Genomic DNA, 20,839 nt, shown 5'->3' with positions numbered 1-20,839 from the left:
TATGCAAGTTAGTTTAGTTTCTAAATCTTTAGCATCACTTTTTATCAATCCCTTAAATAAAAATCGTAAAATTCTGATAATCAGTAACCTCTTTTATTTTTATCTGGCCATCACTACGCCGGCCGTGCCGCGCTCAGAGAGGTGGTGCCACAGCGTCTGGAACCACATGTAATTGGCGTTGCCGGGGGTGGTAAAGGTGTCTTTGGCCCCGAAGAGGCGCGGGTCGTTGTCGGGCAGCAGCTCTGGGTGCCAGTTGGAGATGTTGAACGGCGGGTTCATGAGGGCGTAGTCGGCCTTCAGGTCTGAGAAGCGGTCGTGCAGCAGCGAGTCGCCCAGCTTCACGTCGAAGGAGAGGTTGCGCAGCAGCAGGTTCATCTTGCAGAGGCGCAGGGTGCCCTCGTAGCGCTCCTGCCCGTAGATGGAGATGTCGTTCTTGTCGCCGCCGTGCGCCTGCAGAAACTTGAGGCTCTGTACAAACATACCGCCGCTGCCGCAGGCCAGGTCCATGATGCGGCCCTTGAGCGGCTCCAGCATTTCTACCAGCAGGCGCACCACGCTGCCCGGCGTGAAAAACTGCCCCGCACCGGAGCCCTCGGCCATGGCGAACTTACCGATGTAGTATTCATACACGCGGCCGTAGATGTCGCTCTCGGGGTTGTTTATCTCAGAGAAGGTCTCTTTGGAGAACAGGTTAATGAGCCCCGCCACCTGCGTAGGCGAGAGCTGGCTCTTCACGAAGATGGGCTCCAGCACGCCTTTGTAGTCGGGGTTCCGCCTGGCCAGAATCTCATCAATGAGCACGAAGGCCTGGTCCACCTTCACCTTGATGTCGTCCTGCTCGGCGTTCTCGCGCAGGTGCGCCCAGGTGGCTTCCCTGGGCAGGCGGTACACGTTCTTTACCTGATACTCCAGCTCTTCTTCCAGCACCTCACTCTGCTCGTGTGCCTCAATGTTGTAGTAGTCAGAGCTGGGCTCCAGAAAGGAAAGCTGAATCTCCTGCTTGCGCACCTCAAAGCGCTCAGAGAGGTGCTTCACAAACAAGAGGGAGAGTACGTAGTCTTTGTACTGGTTTTCGGCTACGGCGCCCCGCAGCTCATTGGCTACGTCCCAGAGTTCTTTCTCAAAATCAATATCGCCTTTGGCAGCGGGTGCCGAGGTATTCTTCTTCGCCATGCGGGTTAATAAAGGGGGATGGTTTGGTATAGGAAGCCTAAGATATTGAAATTTTTTAAGCCCTAAGAAGCAGAGGAAGGTCGGTTGGAAATAAAAATGTTAGTTTCATAAGGCCATTTTTATAACTACATGAAAATGAAAACTTTCAATTGAAAGGTGTTAGAAGCACTTAATCTAAGGAGTTATAAAAACCATTGTTCAAGCCGACCTCGCTGAAACCAAGTGAATGATTCAGATAAACCCAGAAATCAAACTTCTAGGTATAAGTAAAACAACAAACATCATTCTTTAAACCAACAATGGTCATTTTTAGACCTGTATCGTATTTCTAACTTGCCCCTTTATGTAAAACAAGCAGGAAACGTTCATGAACATCACCTTCTTCAACACCAAAGTCTACGACAAACAGTTCTTCACCGAGGCCAGCCAGGCACACGGACATAAGTTAGAGTTCCTGGAGGTACCGCTCAATGAAAACACCTGCGTACTGGCCAAGGGAGCTACAGCGGTGTGCGCGTTTGTGAATGACACCTTGAATGCCCCCGTGCTGCAGGGCTTAGCCGAGGCCGGGGTGCAGCTGGTGGCGTTGCGGTGTGCCGGCTACAACAACGTAGATCTGCCAGTTGCCGCCCAACTTGGGCTACAGGTGGTGCGGGTGCCGGCGTACTCGCCTTACGCGGTAGCCGAGCATACCCTGGCCTTGATCTTAGCTTTGAACCGCAAAACGCACCGGGCCTATAATCGGGTGCGGGAAGGTAATTTTGCCCTCAACGGCTTAATGGGCTTTGACCTGCACGGCAAAGCGGTAGGGTTGATTGGGTTGGGCCACATCGGGCTGATCACGGCCCGCATTCTCAAAGGGTTTGGGTGCAAGGTACTGGGATATGATGTACAGGCCAACCCGGAAGCCGAGGCAATGGGCGTGGAGTTCACCTCGCTGGAGAACCTGTACGGCGGGTCAGACATCATCTCGCTGCATTGTCCGCTCACGCCCCAGACCCACCACCTCATTAACGACCAGTCCATTGCTCAAATGAAAGACGGCGTGATGCTCATCAACACCAGCCGCGGCGGCCTCATTGATACCCAAGCCGTGATTACCGGACTCAAAACAGAGAAGGTCAAATACCTAGGCATTGATGTGTACGAAGAGGAGGGAAACCTATTCTTTGAAGATCTCTCGGGAAAAGTGATCCAGGACGATTTGTTCATGCGGCTGCTGTCGTTCAACAACGTCCTGATCACCGGGCATCAGGCCTTCTTCACCGCCGAGGCCTTGCACAGCATTGCCCAGGTCACCCTTCAGAACATCACTGATTTTGAGCAGGGGCAAACGCTGGTGAATGAGGTGAAAGGATTGGGGGTGAGGTAACTTGCAAGAGAACAACGATTTGTTGAACACTATTTTAAATGTACTTTCTTCTAAAATTCCCGGAATAAATCATATGCTTGCTGTTCTGCCATTTTGTTATTGGCTGCGATCCCTTCATTAAGGAATAAAGGAGCGGTGCTGGTTGTGCTTGTGGTTACTTCCTGCCTATTATTTAGAGTGTTGGCGAGCATACTATTTACTTGGGGGAGAGTGCTGGGCGTGATCTAAGTACATCCTATTGCTAAAGCTCGGTACAATTAAAGAGATCACGAAATCTTTTAACCAAGTGCAAACCTCACATTAAAATTGCATATTCCTGCTTGCCATTGTGGTTTGGAGTTCCGGAGGTAAGGGTATTAAGGTATTTTGGCAAAAATAATCCAAAAAGCCTTTTAGTTTTTGGTGCCGTGGGCTTCGCAAATTTTTTATGTCTATTTCCAGATAATTTTGAAATAAACGTTTACGTAGATCTATTTAACATTCTAGTCCAGCTTACGTCTGACTTTCAAATTTCCTATACTTCGCAATCCAGATTTATCATTAATGTATTTGTAAAAAGAAAAAGGATTCAGGAATAACCTTTGCTTCATTAAAAGAAAGTAGGAAAGAAGGGTTTACGTTTATATCGTAGTAAAAATCCGCCAATTGTTCTTACAATTGAAGAAACTAGTCAGCCATTTTACTTTTCGGTACAGAATATATATTATGCTAGGTTACCACTTGGTACTAAATGCAAATAAAAGCCAGCCAAGTAAACGAATAAGGAAGTGTTGTCAAAAGGGCTTAATGAAAAGTTAAAAGCAAATTGACACTATGTAACTAAACAAAAAAATTGGTAAATAAGTGGTTAAGAATTTGCCTGATAAAGTATAAATAAAAAAGGACCCCAAATTGTGGGGTCCTAAACTTCTTAAGAAATAAATAATTTATTTAAACTGGTAGAAAAAACCAAATTGGCCTGCTCGGGTACGTGCAGATTGACCAGGATAGATACCATCTTTATACATATTTGATAATCCGGCATTATAACGAGCGTCAAAACCAAATCCAGATTTAGTTAAATATCCAAACCCTATTGACCAAGAGAAGTTACCCTTTTGAATGTCATTCTTATCAGTTTCTTTGTTGTAGGGATCTTCGTATTTAACACTTGTGACCAATCCAATTTGCAGGCCTGTTTGTATTCTAAAGCCAGGTCCAATCATGTATTGAACCAGAACAGGAAAATTAATAAAATTTAAATCAGTTTTGCCTTCATATTTCGGGATGGTTGAAGAACCTGGAAAATCATATAAAGCTCCTTCTTTAGAATATGTTAGTTCTGGTTGAAGTGCCCATTTACTAGTCAAATGGATATGTGCTAGACCTCCTACATGAAATCCTGGTCGGGGATTAACCTGTCCATCCGATACTCTATCTTCGTCATTACTACTGGTCCAGTTAAAACCACCCTTAAGTCCAAAGTTTATTTTTTCAAGTAACTTACTTTGCGCAATTGCTAAGTGACTTGTAAATAAATTGAATATAATTAAGCTTAAAATTAGTAAACCTATTTTCTTCATATGGGTTATAAATTATTGCTTCTTTTAAAAAGTAAATATTTTAGAATTGTTATTGTGAAGAAAATGAAAACCTCAACAGGTTAACAATTCTAATTAAAGTACTTTAGAGTATTTACTAAAAATGATTTTTTAATTACATGATATATAAACCACTTATGAGAAAACACTTCCTTTTGTGCTTTTTTATTGCTTTACTGGTGTAGGCAAAAAAAGGTTTACAAGATAAGTCTCTGTTCTAAGCAAAAAATTGAAAAAATTTATTCAAAATTCTACTGGTAGTTTCACTTAAAAAGTTTTGCGGCTGCCCAAGGATGTGGTACCAATGAAGTGGGGCCTGATTAGAATCTCACGTATGCCCTTGCCTGGCTATAAATATAAAATCTACCCTGATGCTGTTTATGTAGATCTTGGGCTCATCGTTGGTAAATGCATTTAGTATGTTTTAGCTTATTGGCGCCGTCTCTATGGCTAACATAAAGAACTATCAAGATAGTTAAGGTCCTTAACCTATTCCTTCATGTAGTAGCGGCCCTGTTGGTGAAGTACTGGTAGGTGTTTGTTGAAAGTCAATGGTTAGTTGTTTAAAAATTTGTTTAAAGATAGATGAATTCTTTAAACCCGTTTCTATGAACTTCTGCTAAAGGATACTAAGCACCTCCTAAGTCCTAATTATTGGAAATAATGCAAACTAATATCTCAAGCTAAAATTTTAAGGGCATAAAAAAGCCCCTCCGGGTGGGAGAGGCTTTTAAAGCAATTTGTCTTTATAGCGAAAGACTAGGCCAGTTTTACATTTGTGGCGTTTAGTCCTTTTCTTCCTTCTTGAAGATCATAGACTACCTCGTCGTTTTCTCTGATTTCATCTACTAAACCAGACACGTGCACGAAGTACTCCTGATTTGAATTGCTGTCTTTAATGAAGCCGAAGCCTTTTTCGTCATTAAAGAATTTTACTGTTCCTTGATTCATATTGTGTTTATTATACCTTGATGACACTCCTATACTGGTAATCGTTCATTAAGTTGAGCAGATAAACCAGATACTTTCAGAAAGCGGGTTTAAAGCCAATGAAGGCCTATAAAGTGGAAAACTTTTTTCCAGAAGGTCAGCCAAGAATCGGTTTTTACGTCTCTTTTTCTGAAGGGGGATCAAAACCAGGTGCTATCGTTTGCTTAAAGGCATCGGCTTTGGTGAGGTGCTAGGGCCTTCTACCACCAGGCGGCCGTTCTTTTCAATGCGCATGGGATCAATGAACACCACCCGCTCATCGCCTGAGGCTGTGGTACGGCCGTGGTAAACACAGAACATCTGTTTCCCGTCTGGCGAGAACGCGATGCTGTTATGCCCCGTGCCGGTGACCTCGCCGCCCTGTTCGGTGTTCTTTTGCAGAACGGGGTTGTTTTCGGCTTTCTGGTAAGGGCCCAGCGGGTGTTTGGAAGTTGCGTAACCCACCGCGTAGTTTTTGCCCCCGAAGAAGTTAGCCGAGTACATCATGTAGTAGGTGTCGCCTTGCTTGAAGGTGTAGGAACCCTCGGTCCAGCGGCGGTTCACTTCTTTTGACGTGACCGAGCGGCTTTCCCATTCGGCCTGGGCATCGTTCATTTGGAGGGGCGGGCGGAGCAGCAACACCGGCTCCCCAATGACACCGCTGAAATCGGGTTTCAGCTCCACGCCATAGACCCAGCTTTCCTCAATCTCTTTGAACAAGCCTTGTTTCTTGGCCCAATCGGCTACTTCGCTCTCCACCGGGTGCTCGTAGGCGCAGCGCGAATAATAGAGGTACATCTTCCCGTTCGGCTCAAAGTACACGTTGGCGTCAATGATGGGGTAGCCCGGGTCAAAGATGGGCTTGTCTGAGAGGTTCTTGAAGGGGCCGGTAGGTTTATTGGCCACTGCCACCCCAATGCGGAAGTTTTCTTCCTCGTTGCCGGGGTTGTGGCGCCAGTCGGCAGAGTAGAACATGTAGTACTTGCCGTTGCGGTGATACACCTCAGGGGCCCAGAAGTTTTTCACGTCCCAGGAGCCGGGTGTGTTGCCGTAGAATACCTGCCCTTCGTTTTTCCAGTTTACCAGATCCGTAGACGAATATGTGCTGAATCCTTCTTTGGCTCCGCCGCCCGTGCCGTACATGTAATACATTTTGCTGGTCGCGTCATACAACACATACGGGTCTCCGAACTGCACCTTCAGGGGGTTCTGGTAGGTGTCTGCGTTCTGAGGGGTGGCCGTCGTATCTGTCTGGGCGGGTGCCTGTGTTTGGGTGGCGGTGTTGCAGGAGCCTAAAAGCAGGCCGAGGGAGAGTACCAGGTAACTTCTTTTTAGCATAGGAAAGAGGGTTGAGGCAAGTACCTTTAAAAATAGTAAAAAGAACGCAGGCAAGTGGTAGATTTTGTCGCTTTTTGAAGCGGACAGAACTAGGAGAGTACTGGACCTACATCAAAGCTTTAATAATTGACTAAGCTTTCTTCACTGCTGTGCCAGGGGTTTTGAATGGCTTGTTGTAAGTAGCATTTAAAGGCCCTTTCAAGAAAAACAGCCTCAGATTAGAAAAGAGATAAGAATAAGGTGCTTTCTCGGGGTTCCTTTTAGTTGTAGAATTTACAAAAAGAAAAAGGTAACAAGTCTCTGTACCTGCTAATTGTAAGGTGTTAGTAGAAAATGCAAAACCTATCTTCTGGAAGGATCTTGAAACAGGGCTTAAAACCAGATCAATCTTTAACCTTTTTACTTCAAGACCCTTCCAGAAGGGGTGTGTGGTGAAGGGGGATTTTCAAGTGTTTTGGTGAAATCTTAAAAGAAGCTCTTGATCTTTGACAGATTCAGGATTTTGTCTTTCACCATAAAGTTGGCACGGGAAAGCAGGCGGCCTGTCTCGTCATAGATTTCAACACGGTGTTCGCCGGCCACAAAGGTGGTGTCGCGGTCGCTTCCCCAACCCGATAAATAAATGTATTCTTCCTGGGGGCTGTAGTTGATGGTGGCCGCGAAGGAGTAGCCCGAAGGGGAGGACTTGGGATTGAAGTACAGCTGTCCACCCGGTTTTAGGTATTTCACCAACACGTTCAGTTTGCCGGGTTTATCGGTGAGCACCGCAATTTTCATTCGGCTGAAGATGTACTTGATCTCAGAGCGGTCAAAGGAGTCGCCGTACACATCGGGCAGCGCCGAGTTAAAGAAGTCCATGTGCTCTACCAGGAACGGTTGCACGCGCGCTAGGTGGTTGTACCTTGTTTTCGCGGCGGCCAGGTCTTTCTGCAGTTCGGTGAGTTTCAGGTGTTGGGCAGCTTTCTCTTTTTCCAATTCTTGGAGCTTGGCTTGTGTGTTTCGTTTCTGAGCGGCCTCTTGCTCCAGTTCGCGGGTTTTCTTCTGTAGCTCCTGTTGCCCCAAGGCCACGGTTTTCTTTTGCTCTTCCAGCTGCTTTTGCAAGGCTTGGTTCTGGTGGTGGCTTGTCTCCAGAGCTTTGGCTTTCACTTGCAACTCGGCCTTGTCTTTGGTGGCTTGCTGCTCCAATTTCTGAAGAGTGGCCTGTAGCTTGGTTTCTTCTTGGGCCAGGATCTTGAGCTTGTTTTGAAGTTCCTGTACCTGGCGGGAGAGTTGCGCTTGTTCTTCGTCCTTGGTTTTTAAAAGAGCCTGATGTTGGGCGGCCGCCTTCTCTAAAACCGTGATTTTATCTTGAAGGCCCAGTTTAATTTTGGCTTCCTGCTCCAGTTGTAAGGCTTGGTGGGAGAGGGCTTCCTGCTGCTGGGCGGTTTGGTCTACCAAGGCCTGAATCTTGGCTTGTAATTCCTGCTTATGGCCTTTCTCCTGCTGCAGAAGCTTAGTTTTCTCCTGAAGCACCTGCTTTAACTGCTCGGCAGCTAGTTCCAAATCATGCACCTGGTTCTGAAGAGCCTGTTTCTGAGTAGTGGCTTCAAGAATCTGCTGACTTTGCTGCTGGCGGTTTTTCTCACTTTTAGGAGCAGAAACTATTGCTGGTTGGTGCAAGCGGTTTTCTAATTCCTGCAGGTGTTCTTGCAGGGTTTTCCGTTGTTGCAGAGCCAGGGCCAGTTCTTTGGCTTTGCCATGTAGTTCGTGTTTCACCTGCTCGGCCTGCTTCTCCAGTTCCGTGATGCGGGCTTTTTGTTTTTCGGCTTCCTGGGTGAGGGCCTGAAGTTCTTTATCGCGCAGGGGCAGTTGCGCGGCCTGAAGTACCAGTTCCTGCACCCGTTTCTCCAAGGCTTGTTTTAACTGCACTTCCCGGGCCAGTTCCTGAGCCGTGCCTGAGGTCTTTTCCTTCATGCTTTTCAGCTCGTGCTCCAAAGCTTGGAGTTTGCGCTGCAATTCCTGGGTTTGGCTTACCTCAGGCGTTTTCTGGACAGGCAGGTATGCTTTTTTAAGGGAATGGGTTTCTAGCTCCATTTCCTTTACTTTTCTCTGCAAAAGCGCCCGCTCGTTCTTCACCTCAAAAAGGGCCTTGACAAAGTGTTCCATTTCCTGGTTCAAGGACTTTTTCTCGGCCAGTAGTGTGTTGTATTGTTCGGTTTGGTCGCGGAGTTTCAGTTCCAACCGGGCTACCTGGTACTCCAGGTTTTTGAGATTGCTCGGCGTGACCGGAGCTTGGGGAGTAGCAATGGTGGGCCTGAACCTGCGCATGTCATACTCCCGCTTTTTCTCCTGGTCAGATAAAATTTCATAGGCTTCTTTTACTTCCTTGAAATACTCCTCAAAAAAGGTTTCGCCTTGGTTCAGGTCGGGGTGCACCTTCTTTGAGAGTTTCCGGTACGCATCCTTGATCTCCACCGGAGACGCGTTTACCTTAATTCCAAGTAGCTGGTAGTAGTTCTTAACCATATTAATTTTATCTGTGTGTGCTGATTTTTTATAAGAAATCAACTTCTCACCTTAAGGTAAAGGGAAAGAGAAGCTTACTTTTTAATGGAATAACTTACTTTGACCTTCTAATATAGCTATAATTATAATATTTCAAAAAATATTTTTACTAAACTATGAGATATGATTTTAAAGAGGTATTTTCCTGTAAACCGCTTAGATTCTTCTATACAGGTTTTATTAATCAATTAAAACCTACTTAGGTGGGGTGCAATAAGGCTTAAAATTTTGTTTAAAAAGCTAAGAGTCCTTAGAGGGAAAGTTCCAATGGATAGCTGAAAGGAACAAAGGTTAGAAGGTCCAATTTTGATAACAGCGGTGTATTGAGAGGCTTTCACAAGGCAGGTAAAGGATTTTTCTTTACTGCCCTGTGAAAGCCCTTTTATATCAAGGACAAACATTTATGGTTTTTATGTAGTAATATGCAGTGAAACCTGATCAATTCTACCTGCGACTTACACCCTATGCCTTTATTACATGACCTGCCCGACCTGCAACTAGCACTGGTGGAACAGACTGGCCAGGCATTTTTTGCTTATTCAGTTGAGACAAGGCAGATCATTTACCAGAGTCCGGCGTTGAAAGCGGCGTTTCCAGAGTTGGAGAGCACTATGACTTCTGAGTACCTTTTCAATCTGGTTCACCCCGATGACCAACCTTATGTGCAGGATCGGGTTACGCGTATTCTTACCAGTGGCCACCTGCTAAAATTTGAATTCAGGTTTCAATTTGAAGGAAAAGAAGAGCAGTGGGTTTGCCTTACGGGTTCGCTGATGCAAGGGAAGGAAGGCAAGGTTTTGCTAGGGCATGTAGAAGATGTAACCGATCAGCGTTTGTACAATGATCACCTGAAGCGGTTTTCCAATAAGAAGAATACGGTGCTAAACATTCTGGCGCATGATTTGGCAGGGCCGCTGGGTATGATTCAAAACCTCACTGAAATGCTGGCCGGTCAGTTGAAATCTAACCAGGATGAAGAAACCCACGAGATCCTGCATCTCATAGAGAAAATCAGCAAACAAGGATCTGAGATGCTGCGGGAGTTCATGAACCAGGAGTTTTTGGAGTCTTCGCATACCGATTTGGTGACCAGAAGGGTGAACCTGGTCCAAAAAATTCAGGAGATGATGGTGGAATACCGAATTATAGGCGGCGAGTTGTTGCCTAAAACGGTCACTTTTACCTCCAACAGCGAGGAGATTTACGTGGAGGTAGATGACCTGAAGTTCATGCAGGTTATAACCAACCTGATTTCAAACGCCTTAAAATTTACCCCAGACGGCGGGCTAATCCAGGTGACCCTGGAAGAGGAACCCGATACGTTTTTAGTCTCAATTACCGATAACGGGGTGGGAATTCCAGAAAAATATCATGCCTCGCTTTTTGATAAATTCACCGAAGCCCGCCGTCCAGGCCTGAAAGGGGAGAAATCAGTAGGATTGGGTATGTCCATCGTGAAGACCATTGTGGATTGGCACCACGGGAAAATTTGGTTTACAAGCGAGGAAAACAAAGGCACTACTTTCTATATCAGAATGCCCAAACTACAGAACCAGGTAGGCGCCTCCACCTAACCTTCTTTTCTTAGTCTAAAACACCTGCCGGTTTACTCTTAATTTTATGAAAAGAGGCCTTAAACCCGTAGTTGGTTTATCAAGTGGGCTATCATATTTTTCTAAGAAGCTTTTCGGCCATCAAAAGAAAAGGTGCTTCTGCGGGCCCGTGCCACGCCAGCGCGGGTAAGATAAAGCAAGGGCGGGTCACTAAGCGGACTCATGGAAAGGAGCCCGTCATGGGTTAGTTCTTCTGATAAAAACAACAAGTCTGCCACCGACAGGTTAAGTTCTTTGGCTATCTCCTTTGATAGGGTAGGATGATCGTGCGGTTCCAGGAACTTGCCAACTTTAGCGAGAATGGCCATCAAAATCAAATCCTTATTATTCATAAATAGCTCCTGAAAAACGTGAGTTCCTTTCCCCTATGATTACCTAAAACGTTTGCCTCAATTCACTATTTGTTCTGCAATAGGCCAATAGGAAGCCATTATTTTCAAGTGGAGTTAGACAGAAACTTTTGATTGTACCTTTTCATTTTGGACCTGGTTTTCAGAAAAAAGGTTGTTTTTCATCCTCTACCTGTTCACCCTTTGGATTATTAGTCCTGCTTTAGATATACCTTGTGATTAATTGAAGTAAAATCTTGTAAAATCTATCTGCATAGGTTTACCTGTGGGCACTTGTTGCCTGGCTGGCTAAAATAAAGCAGGAGTCCACAGCGCCCTCGTTGATGGAAAAAGCCACCGTGTTTTGTTCATGGCCATTTTTCTCCTCTGCCGGATAGTAGTACGTTATGGTTATACCAAACAAGCTTATGGCTTGTGAGGCGAGTTTTGGGGTGTAGTGTTCCAGAATTATTTCTAGAACGTCCTTTGAAACCTGTTCCTTCGCGAATTTCTCCATACACAATGTACTACAAAAGGCGTGCTAATTATTTACCTTACAGCAATATTGTATTTTAAACAGTCTTTTACAAACGTAAAAGGAACTTAGAAGTAGGAAAATTTGTAAGGTATTATTTATATTAAGCTTATTCTATATTTATAAATTAATTAACCTTCAGTAAAAGGCAGAAAATTTTCTCCAAACTAGGTTAGAAATAACCTTCCAATTAAAGGGCTACTATTTTCTTATTTAGTTTTGGAAAATGAGCTATAAACAAAGAAGTGAACTCATGTTAAATCCGCTTTTTTGAAAATGTTATAGGTTAATTAAATAGTCGAAAACCCCTTCTTGTACCTTTTGCCACTGCTCAGGATGAACCTTTAAAACTTAACCCATTCTGCCCCGTTGTTCTATAAAAACAATGCCAATTATTTAAGATAGACTATATGCAGGAGCGCCTGGCTTTTAGAATGCCCAAAGCTGGTTCTATTGAACACCTGAAACTGGTAAAGGAGAGCCTAGGCCAGCCAAGCCCAGAGGAAGTTTGCGTGCAGGTGAAGGCGATAGGACTCAACTTCGCGGATGTCTTTGCCATGCAGGGTTTGTACAGCGCCACTCCAAAAGGTTCGTTTATCCCGGGTCTGGAGTTTTCAGGGGAGATCATTGCCGTTGGCAATTATGTAACCGAATGGAAAGTAGGCGACCGGGTGATGGGAGTTACAAAATTTGGCGGCTATGTGTCGCACCTGAACCTCAACCGGAGGTACGTGATCTCCTTGCCAAATTCTTGGAGTTTTGAGGAAGGGGCCAGTTTTCTGGTACAGGGACTCACCGCTTATTACGCCCTTACGCAATTAGGTAATTTGCAGAAAGGCATGACTGTGCTTATTCATAGTGCTGCCGGTGGCGTGGGCATTCTGGCCAACCGCATTTGTAAAAAGTATGGGGCTTACACCATTGGAACAGTAGGGCAGCCTGACAAAATAAACTTTTTGTGCGCGGAGGAAGCCTATGATAATGTTATTCTTAGGGGAAAAGACTTTCCGCAGAAGCTTGCTAAGGGGTTGGGAGACCGTCCGTTGCAACTGATCATGGAATGCATTGGCGGAACGGTTCTTGCCCAAGGCTGGAAAGCGTTGGCACCCATGGGCCGGATGGTGGTGTACGGAAATGCCAGTTTCTCCAGCCACAGCCCTAAACCAAATTACCCGCGACTTATCTGGAAGTTTCTGCAGCGGCCTAGAATAGATCCTCTACGGCTGCCTACCGAAAACAAATCGCTGATGGGGTTCAACCTGATCTATCTCTATGAACAGACGGAAATGATGCACAAACTGTTAGGCGAACTTCAAGCCTTAGACTTAAAGCCTCAACGGGTTGGCCATGTTTTCTCCTATAAAGAAATGCTTAACGCTATTTACCTGTTCCAACGAGGACAAACGATAGGCAAGGTGGTGGTAAAATGGGAGTAAGGCTATTGGGGCATATGGTGACTAGTACAAAGATGGAGGCATGGAAATCATGAAAGACAAATTCCAATTCTGGATTGAGTTGGAAGACTTAGAGCAAATTAAAAAGGCTATTAGGGTCTGGGGAAAATCACTGGAAATGGTAAATCAATTTTCTGGAGCCGGACTAAAAAGGTTATATGAAGAATGGGAAAGTTTTGTTCAAACTGATTGGGAAAACTGGAGCATCTATGAATATGATCATGATCAAGGTATACGCCTTTGGATTCAATTAGCAGTAGAAAATTGCTCAGAAGAATCAAGTAAAAAGTTAATAGAAGCTATTAAGCCAATTGATGACGAATTCGTTAATCTTATGCGTCCAAGTAGATATGCTGATAAAGTTAGGAATGGAGAGCCTTTTAAAGAAGCAGCCTATTTTTGGCAGTTGAATACTATTCACCCAGAAGGCTAATATAAGCCAGAGAAGTTCAGTCTTGAATATCTTTCCTTATCTACTGCACGGCCAGGAAAATCAAACTTCTTCAATTAATTACAGATAATCCGGAAGGTACAGGAACTGACAAGTTTCACAGAAATAGCAGGACCTGGCGGGCTTTCCTATTTTCTCTTTCTGCAAAGGAGTATGGTCACGAAGGCAGGTCTTTTGGCGGTACACCTGCCAGAGAGTAGGAAGGGTTCCTTCCCGCAAGCTCTCCAGGTACTCAAAGCTTACCATAACACTTTCTCTGACCAGGCCTCTTAACACGGGTTTCGGTATTTGCCCCACTACACTCTCCGGGTGCACCTGCCTTCTGAAAAGCACTTCGTTCTTGATCCCGTTCCCTACACCTGCCAGAATGCTTTGGTCCAGCAAGGCATCACAGATGAGCCGGTCAGGTTTACGGCTAAGTTTCTCTAAAGCTTTAGCTTCGTCAAAAGAGGGGTGCAGCACATCGGTGGTCCAATCATAGAGAATTTCTGGCGACTCCTCTATATACTGGCAGTCACAGGCGTAGAAGTTGAGTTCTCCGCTGTCAAACTCTAAGCCAAGTTTCAGCTCCCGGTTCAGCACTCCGTTTAGGACGTATTTTCCGAAAAGCATCAGGTGAACCCTAATGGCACCCGTGGGAAAGCAGAAAAGGATTTCCTTGCCAAAGGTCCTGATTTTGGTGAGGGGCTGTCCCTTGATATTCAGTATAGGGGGATTCGCTGCCGTGCCCTTGGCGTTCAGAACCACATCGCCGTTAAATTGCTCGGCCTGCTCTTTCAGGAAAACCATTTCCGGACCTTCGGGCATACATTTGAATTAGGTAAAAATGTTTTGATTGTTGTATTTCTCTCAAGAAGGTGTACGGGGTAGGGAAGGAGTAGAACGAGTCATGGTAGTAAATTCTTAAAAGGGCGGACTGAGTTTTAAGTGCATTTTCTGGCAAATCTCTCTAACTTGATGGCTCTTCTATGTCCCTTTGACAAACCATGAACCATCACATCAAACGCCTTCAATTATTAGTTCTTTTCACCTTTTTCCTGTTCTCCTGTTCGGTCAGCGAGAAAGTTTCCCCTGCAAAAGATGCCAGCCGGTGGGAGGAGCAGGCTAAGCGGGTCACCATCATCCGGGATGATTTTGGGGTGCCGCATGTGTATGGCAAGACCGATGCCGATGCGGTTTTTGGTTTGCTCTATGCCCAATGCGAAGATGATTTCAACCGGGTAGAGCGTAACTATATCTGGGCCATTGGCCGTCTGGCCGAAGTGGAAGGTGAAGAGATGCTTTACAGTGACCTGCGGGCCAGGTTGTATATGACCAAGGAGGAGGCCATCCAGCACTATGAGAAAAGCCCCGAATGGCTGAAGACGCTTTGCCGTGCCTTTGCCAATGGGGTGAATTATTACCTTTACACGCACCCAGAGGTAAAGCCCAAACTCCTGACCCACTTTGAACCCTGGATGCCCATGTACTTTAGTGAAGGCTCCATTGGCGGGGACATAGAAAGTGTGTCTACCCAACGGATCAAGGCATTTTACCAGGAGCGCAAATCTATGGGCTTGAATAGCCAAGGGAATGGGCTACACCAACCCGCACTTCTGGCTGAGCCTCAGGGATCAAACGGGTTTGCCATCTCCGGGAAGAATACCGCCTCCGGCAAGGCCATGCTGTTGATTAATCCGCATACGTCTTTCTTTTTCCGGGGCGAGGTGCACGCGGTGAGTGAGGAGGGTTTAAATGCCTATGGGGCTGTCACCTGGGGTCAGTTCTTTATTTACCAAGGCTTTAACGAGAAAACTGGCTGGATGCATACTTCGGCTTATGCCGACGTTATCGATGAGTTTGAAGAAACCATCGTTAAAAAGGAGGGCAAGTTTTACTACCAGTACGGCCAGGAGCAGCGGCCGGTTACTACCGGGGGGGTAACGCTTTCCTACAAAGACGGCGAAGCGGTAAAGCAGAAAACCTTTACCACCTACCGAACCCACCACGGCCCGATCACGCACCAAAACGGAGACAAGTGGGTAGCGACTGCCCTGATGTGGAAACCCGTGGAAGCGTTGACGCAATCCTACACACGCACGAAGCAGAGCAACCTGAAAGAGTTTAACCAGATGATGCAGTTGCGGACGAACTCCTCCAACGGAACCGTTTACGCCGACGCAGATGGCAACATCGCCTACTACCACGGCAACTTCTTTCCCAGAAGAGACACCTCTTTTGACTATACCAAGCCCGTAGATGGCAGCAACCCTAAAACTGATTGGCAGGGACTGCATTCATTAGAGGAGACCATTCGGGTATTCAATCCGGGTACCGGCTGGGTGCAGAACTGCAACTCCACGCCTTTCACCAGCGCCGGGGAGTTTAGCCCCAAGCCCCAGGATTACCCCGTGTACATGGGCCAATCGCCGGAGAATTTCCGGGGCATTCATGCAGTACGATTGCTCAAGAACGCCCGGAACTTGACTTTAGATAAGCTGATTACCTTGGCATATGACCCGTACCTGCCCGGCTTTGAAGTGCTGATTCCGGGATTGGTGAAAGCCTACGATGGGCAAAAGCCTGCTGATCCTAAACTCAGGGAGGCCATTAACGTGATGCGCCAGTGGGACTATGCGGTGTCAACCCAATCGGTGGCCATGTCATTGGCCCACTTCTATGCCACCAATGCCGTGAAGAACGGAAGCGCCCCCAAAAACCTGAACATCATTGACCGGTTCAACTATTACACCCAGACCGCCCCTGAAACAGAACGCCTGGAGCTTTTCCGCCAGGCCATAACCCAACTGGAACAGGATTTTGGCAAATGGAATACCCCTTGGGGAGAAATCAACCGGTTCCAACGACTTACCGGGGAAGTCAAACAGACCTACAACGACACCCTGCCTAGCCTGCCCATCGGAATGGCTTCAGGGAATTGGGGAGCCCTGGCTTCTTACGGGGCCAATCCGTACAACACCAAACGCCTTTACGGAACCTCTGGGAACAGCTTTGTGGCAGTAGTAGAATTTGGAGACAAAGTGAAAGCGAAGACCCTGCTTGCCGGGGGCCAAAGCGGCGACCCCAAATCTCCCCACTTTGATGACCAGGCCCAGCGGTACGCAGATGTTAAATTCAAAGACGCCGCTTATTACCGGGAGGATGTAGAGAAAAGAGCCAAAGCTATCTACCATCCGGGTGAAAAGGTGAATTCAGTCAAAAAATAAGGTTTTCCAGCCTCTTACCTCTTTAGGCTTAATCATCCATTGCCAAAAAGAAAGGGCGGTTATTTACGGCTTGTTTTCTCAAAAACAGACCCTAAATAGCCGCCCTTTCTATTTAAACAGGTATTTAGGAAAAGACCTAGGTGGTCACCTTGGCTTTTCCGGATCTTATTTAACGCCTGCCACTTTCATTTTCACCCCGTAAACCGAACCCATAGCAGTAATGAAGAGAGTTTTCCTGTCCTTACCCCCAAAGACTACATTGGCCGTATGGTTTTCAGGAATAGGAATATGGCCGATCTGTTCTCCTGCTTTATTGAAAACCGTGACTCCTTTTCCGGTGAGGTACACGTTCCCCTGATTGTCAATGGTCATCCCGTCTGATCCCAGGGAAGCAAAAAGCTTTCTGTCCGTTAAGGTCCCGTCTTCTTTGATGCGGTACACATAGGTTTTTCCTGCGCCTATATCGGCTACGTACAGGTTCTTTCCGTCTGGGGTGCCCACAATGCCATTGGGCTTTACCAGATTTTCTTCAACCCGAGTAAAACGGGATTTGTCTGGGCTTAGATAGTACACGTGCTCGCCATCCTGTTGCTTTTCTGGGTTTCGGGTCCAGTAATCTCTTTCGTATAAGGGATCTGTGAGGTACATGGCACCGTTGGGCGCAATCCATAAGTCGTTAGGTCCGTTGAGGAGCTTGCCTTGGTAATCTGAAATTAACACGGTGGGCTTACCTTTGGAGTCAAAGGACCACAATTGATTGTCCATGTCCGCTGCCGCAATGAGGTTGCCTTTTTGGTCAAAGTACAAACCATTGGAACGTCCTGCCTTATCGGTGAAAAGGCTGAACTCCCCGTTCTCTGCCGACCACCGAATAATTTTATTATTGGGCTGATCGGTGAAATAGACGTTTCCGGCTATGTCTACGGCCGGCCCTTCGGTGAAGGAATAACCGCTCCCCAGTTTTTCAACTTTCGCCCCTTTGGCTACAATTCCATTTTTATCCATAATCTGGGCTGTAAGAAGTTTGGGGAGCAGCAGCAGGAGGGCTGCCCCGGCAAATGCTGCTACAATAGTGCGTTTCTTCATATTAATATGGTACGTTGCTTTGTGCTGTTTTTGTAGAAAATGGCCCTAAAATGACCTTTGTTTTAAAAGGGTTAAGTTTGACCTATTTACGCTTCTTTCGGGTTTGGGTGGGGAAGTTCTTCTTGCGTTTCCAGTACCTGAGACCAGGAGAATCGTTCACAAAGCCGGCGCATGTTGCCAGGAACTTGGGCCTTAATGGTGATGACCTCTTGGGTGAAAGGGTGCTCAAAGGTTAAGGAGGTCGCATGGAGCAGGAGGGATGAGCTTCCCAGTTCCTCCAGGAACATGCGGTTATGCCGCCAATCGCCGTGCTTTTTATCTCCTATGATGTAGTGCCGCAGATGCGCAAAGTGTTTTCGGATCTGGTGCATGCGGCCGGTTTCGGGCTTGATTTTGACAAAACTGTACCGAGCGGTTTGGTAGCGCCCCACCGCAATGGGGAGCTCTACGGTGGCCAGCCTGGTAAAATGGGTTACTGCCTCCTGCGGCTCTTTGTGCTGGTGGTCTTTGTCGGGCCGGATGGGGCTGTCGATGGTGCCTTCCTCTGGGGTGTAGCCCCGCACAATGGCGAAATACGATTTATTGGGCTGCCGCTCTTCAAAAGCCTTCACCAGCGGGGCCGTCGCCTCGGGTGATTTTGCGAAGAGCAGCACCCCAGACGTACCCCGGTCCAGGCGGTGCACCGCGTGCAGGCGGTATCCTAACTGATCGCGCAGTAACTGCAAGGCAAATTCTTTCTTCTCTTCCGCAATGCGCGTGCGGTGCACCAACAAGCCATTCGGTTTATTGATGGCCACGTAATGCGCGTCTTCAAATACTATCTCCAGCACGTGTGTTTTCCTTCTTTTTGCCGCAAAATACAGAAAAGAGTGCGTAAACCCGGGGGAATTAGCCTTACCACTTTTCCGATTATGCTAGTTTGGGGTATAGGTGTTTTGGGGGGATTATCCCACAGGGATTTGGCTCTTATGAGCGTGAATGGAAATAAACTCCTGCAAAGCTTTCTCGAACAGAATAATTTCCTCAAGGGTATTGTATGGTGCCAAACCAATCCTAACCCATCCTCCCATTGGGTTCACGTTCAGTTTATCGGCGAGGGTAGAGGCGTAAAAGTGTCCGTCTGCTATACACATGTTGTAGTGTTGGGCAAACCAAGTGGTAACTTCCCGTGCCTGCACCCCTTCAACCGTGAAGGCGAAGGTGGGCGTTTTAGGGGTATTTTCCGGAGCCCTAAAAAGCCGCACGCCGGGTGTTTGCAGTAGAAATCTTTCTACCCGGGCTGTTAGCTCCTGCTCGTGGGCCGCTATGCTTTTCATTCCGGTCTGAAGCCGTTCTCTGCGGTTTGTTCCTTCTCCAAGACTTTGTATGAAATCGATGGTGCCTATCAGACCTGCGATGGCTTCATGGTTCTGAGTGCCGGTTTCCAGTTTATCAGGAATATTCTGAGGCGCGGGAGCCAGCTTGTACACCGGAAGCTTCTCAAACAAAGAGGAGGCGATGGCGGCAATCCCCAGGTGCGGCCCGAAAAACTTATAAGCTGAGCAAAGCAGGACATCACAGCCAAGCTCCTTAAAGTCGATGGTTAGGTGAGGAACCGCATGCACGGCATCTAACACCACCAAGGCGTTTACTTCCTTTGCCCGGGCAATGATTTTAGCCACATCGGTAACGGTGCCGGTAACATTGGAGGACATGCCCACGGCTACCAACTTTGTATTTTCTGTGATTAGCTCCCGCAGGTTGTCCAACTCCAGGGTGTAGGTGGCAGGGTTTACCGGAATAAACTTTACCTGAGCCCCTTTGTCTTTGGCAAGCGTCACCCAAGGATCAACGTTGGCCCGGTGGTCCAGCTCGGTGACTACAATCTCGTCAGTAGCCGTGATAAACGGGCCTAAGCTTCTGGCGATGGAAAAGGCCAGCGAGGTCATGTTCTGCCCAAAGGCAACTTCTTCTGGGGCGCAGTTGAGCAGGTCGGCCATGGCGTTTCTGCCTTCCTCCAGAATTTTATCCGTTTTGATGCTGGTGGGGAAGGCACCATGCAGATTAGCCATGCCTTCAGTAATATAGGTTACCATGGCATCTAGTGCGGGTTGCGCCATCTGGGTACCACCTGGTCCGTCAAAAAAGATAAAGGGTTTTCTGTTTTGGTCTTCTCGTAAGGCTGGGAAAGCGGCACGCAACTCCTGTACGGTAAACTGGTTCATCTGCTGTTTATCTATCTGTTTGTGTAGTTTGTAGTAAAAGCTGCCAGATTCTATGGTTTGCTTTGCTTCTGGTTTAGGTTGGAAGATAAGGTTTTTTCTATTCAGGTCATTTAATAAGTAGCGGAACTCAGCTTTATCCTGGTACTGGTCCGATCTGAATGGAGAAAGTTTAAAGCAACAAAAAAGCCTCAAACGAGGCTTAGTTTAGATTGCGGGTCTAAAACCCCACCAAAGGCTGATCTGTAAACTCTTCTAATCCCTTCTGTTAAACAGTGAAGTAGTTTTTGGCTTGGGTCCTTACTGGCAAACCGCTAGCGCTTTGTTTGTAGAGAGGCTTTTCTTAATCAATTTAGTGATGCTGTTGGAGAAGTTGAATTTCAGGAGATCTGCGGCATCTTCCAGAGGATGTACGCTGGTGCTGGTCAGGATCATGGTTGAGGTCAGTCCAACGCCATCAACTGAATAGTTGCTCCTGATCAAATACCCGTCCACGTCCATAAAGTAAATGCTGTGTTTGTCATACCCTAGATAGTTGATATTGGCGAGGTACTGACCATAAGGGGCATTCTCTTCACCAAAGCAAGTAGCGCTAATATATTCCCAAGGAGTAATTTCTTCACCCGTTACAAGTTTGAGCAAGTTCTGGTTTTTAATCATTCTTTGCAGCTCTTCCAGTTTCAACCCTTGGGTTAGTCTTAAGTATTGTCCTATTGAAATTTTATTTTTCATAATATTTAGTATTTATTGTACGATTATAATAAAGAAAAATAAATAAAACAATAGACAAAGAATAATTGTAAGAATATATATGAAAATACCTATTGGCAAATCTTCGATTTCGTTGGTTCAAGCTTATATACTAGGTGCCATCTTAAATCTTTGCAGTCCATAAGACCTAAATGATCATCTATTTCGATCGGCTAATGAAATTTGACTAGTACCGACAAAAGTGTTTGGGTTAAAATTTTGTAAGTGATTTAAAGTC

At 46.4% G+C, this 20,839-nt stretch carries 17 protein-coding genes; 5 read left to right on the top strand and 12 right to left on the bottom strand.

All coding sequences use genetic code 11. The annotated features are described in order from the left end of the window. Window positions 1–99 precede the first annotated feature (99 nt). Window positions 100–1,173: a type I restriction-modification system subunit M gene (locus ACW9SV_RS13295; RefSeq protein WP_479557254.1), complete on the bottom strand. Its 1,074-nt coding sequence runs from the start codon at window positions 1,171–1,173 to the stop codon at window positions 100–102. Window positions 1,174–1,540: 367 nt separating this feature from the next. Between ACW9SV_RS13295 and ACW9SV_RS13290 the strand changes: the two genes are divergently transcribed. Then, the gene (locus ACW9SV_RS13290; protein ID WP_479557253.1) at window positions 1,541–2,545 is read left to right on the top strand and encodes a 2-hydroxyacid dehydrogenase; all 1,005 of its coding nucleotides are present in this window, start codon (window positions 1,541–1,543) and stop codon (window positions 2,543–2,545) included. A 926-nt stretch (window positions 2,546–3,471) separates the two neighbouring features. Here ACW9SV_RS13290 and ACW9SV_RS13285 read toward each other — a convergent pair. The 4 genes from ACW9SV_RS13285 to ACW9SV_RS13270 all read right to left on the bottom strand — a co-directional run bounded on the left by ACW9SV_RS13285 (window position 3,472) and on the right by ACW9SV_RS13270 (window position 8,937). Beyond that, the gene (locus tag ACW9SV_RS13285) at window positions 3,472–4,107 is read right to left on the bottom strand and encodes a porin family protein (RefSeq protein WP_479557252.1); all 636 of its coding nucleotides are present in this window, start codon (window positions 4,105–4,107) and stop codon (window positions 3,472–3,474) included. Between the two features lie 777 nt (window positions 4,108–4,884). Continuing rightward, complete coding sequence (locus tag ACW9SV_RS13280) at window positions 4,885–5,076, bottom strand: cold-shock protein (protein ID WP_479557251.1); 192 nt, start codon at window positions 5,074–5,076, stop codon at window positions 4,885–4,887. 192 nt (window positions 5,077–5,268) lie between these two features. Continuing rightward, window positions 5,269–6,432 (bottom strand): glycoside hydrolase family 43 protein, encoded by a 1,164-nt coding sequence (locus ACW9SV_RS13275; RefSeq protein WP_479557250.1) that lies wholly within the window; start codon window positions 6,430–6,432, stop codon window positions 5,269–5,271. A 465-nt stretch (window positions 6,433–6,897) separates the two neighbouring features. Beyond that, window positions 6,898–8,937, bottom strand: coding sequence for a J domain-containing protein (locus tag ACW9SV_RS13270; RefSeq protein ID WP_479557249.1), 2,040 nt, complete (start codon window positions 8,935–8,937; stop codon window positions 6,898–6,900). Between the two features lie 503 nt (window positions 8,938–9,440). Between ACW9SV_RS13270 and ACW9SV_RS13265 the strand changes: the two genes are divergently transcribed. Beyond that, window positions 9,441–10,550 (top strand): PAS domain-containing sensor histidine kinase, encoded by a 1,110-nt coding sequence (locus tag ACW9SV_RS13265; RefSeq protein ID WP_479557248.1) that lies wholly within the window; start codon window positions 9,441–9,443, stop codon window positions 10,548–10,550. 101 nt (window positions 10,551–10,651) lie between these two features. Here ACW9SV_RS13265 and ACW9SV_RS13260 read toward each other — a convergent pair whose 3' ends face one another. Both ACW9SV_RS13260 and ACW9SV_RS13255 read right to left on the bottom strand, forming a co-directional pair. Further along, window positions 10,652–10,921, bottom strand: coding sequence for a hypothetical protein (locus ACW9SV_RS13260; RefSeq protein WP_479557247.1), 270 nt, complete (start codon window positions 10,919–10,921; stop codon window positions 10,652–10,654). Between the two features lie 277 nt (window positions 10,922–11,198). Next, on the bottom strand, window positions 11,199–11,435 hold the full coding sequence (locus ACW9SV_RS13255; RefSeq protein ID WP_479557246.1) for a hypothetical protein: 237 nt from the start codon (window positions 11,433–11,435) through the stop codon (window positions 11,199–11,201). A gap of 428 nt (window positions 11,436–11,863) precedes the next feature. Between ACW9SV_RS13255 and ACW9SV_RS13250 the strand changes: the two genes are divergently transcribed. Both ACW9SV_RS13250 and ACW9SV_RS13245 read left to right on the top strand, forming a co-directional pair. After that, window positions 11,864–12,889 carry an alcohol dehydrogenase catalytic domain-containing protein gene (locus ACW9SV_RS13250; RefSeq protein WP_479557245.1) on the top strand — a complete coding sequence of 342 codons (1,026 nt, stop codon included), beginning with the start codon at window positions 11,864–11,866 and terminating at the stop codon, window positions 12,887–12,889. Window positions 12,890–12,929: 40 nt separating this feature from the next. Beyond that, window positions 12,930–13,340, top strand: a complete 411-nt coding sequence (locus tag ACW9SV_RS13245) for a hypothetical protein (RefSeq protein WP_479557244.1) — start codon at window positions 12,930–12,932, stop codon at window positions 13,338–13,340. A 78-nt stretch (window positions 13,341–13,418) separates the two neighbouring features. Here ACW9SV_RS13245 and ACW9SV_RS13240 read toward each other — a convergent pair whose 3' ends face one another. Then, window positions 13,419–14,165, bottom strand: a complete 747-nt coding sequence (locus tag ACW9SV_RS13240; RefSeq protein ID WP_479557243.1) for an Fpg/Nei family DNA glycosylase — start codon at window positions 14,163–14,165, stop codon at window positions 13,419–13,421. 179 nt (window positions 14,166–14,344) lie between these two features. Here ACW9SV_RS13240 and ACW9SV_RS13235 point away from each other — a divergent pair, with 179 nt between their 5' ends. Further along, on the top strand, window positions 14,345–16,564 hold the full coding sequence (locus ACW9SV_RS13235; protein ID WP_479557242.1) for an acylase: 2,220 nt from the start codon (window positions 14,345–14,347) through the stop codon (window positions 16,562–16,564). A gap of 165 nt (window positions 16,565–16,729) precedes the next feature. Here ACW9SV_RS13235 and ACW9SV_RS13230 read toward each other — a convergent pair whose 3' ends face one another. From ACW9SV_RS13230 to ACW9SV_RS13215, 4 genes are all read right to left on the bottom strand, one after another. Beyond that, the gene (locus ACW9SV_RS13230) at window positions 16,730–17,650 is read right to left on the bottom strand and encodes an SMP-30/gluconolactonase/LRE family protein (RefSeq protein ID WP_479557241.1); all 921 of its coding nucleotides are present in this window, start codon (window positions 17,648–17,650) and stop codon (window positions 16,730–16,732) included. Window positions 17,651–17,736: 86 nt separating this feature from the next. Beyond that, window positions 17,737–18,480, bottom strand: a complete 744-nt coding sequence (locus ACW9SV_RS13225) for a pseudouridine synthase (protein ID WP_479557240.1) — start codon at window positions 18,478–18,480, stop codon at window positions 17,737–17,739. A 114-nt stretch (window positions 18,481–18,594) separates the two neighbouring features. Continuing rightward, window positions 18,595–19,854 carry a cysteine desulfurase-like protein gene (locus ACW9SV_RS13220; protein WP_479557239.1) on the bottom strand — a complete coding sequence of 420 codons (1,260 nt, stop codon included), beginning with the start codon at window positions 19,852–19,854 and terminating at the stop codon, window positions 18,595–18,597. A 297-nt stretch (window positions 19,855–20,151) separates the two neighbouring features. Beyond that, complete coding sequence (locus tag ACW9SV_RS13215) at window positions 20,152–20,583, bottom strand: hypothetical protein (protein ID WP_479557238.1); 432 nt, start codon at window positions 20,581–20,583, stop codon at window positions 20,152–20,154. Window positions 20,584–20,839 lie beyond the last annotated feature (256 nt).

It is taken from the genome of Rufibacter sp. JT20002 (genome assembly GCF_056491185.1).
Note: the sequence above shows the minus strand (reverse complement) of the source record. Positions and strands in the feature narration are given on the sequence as shown.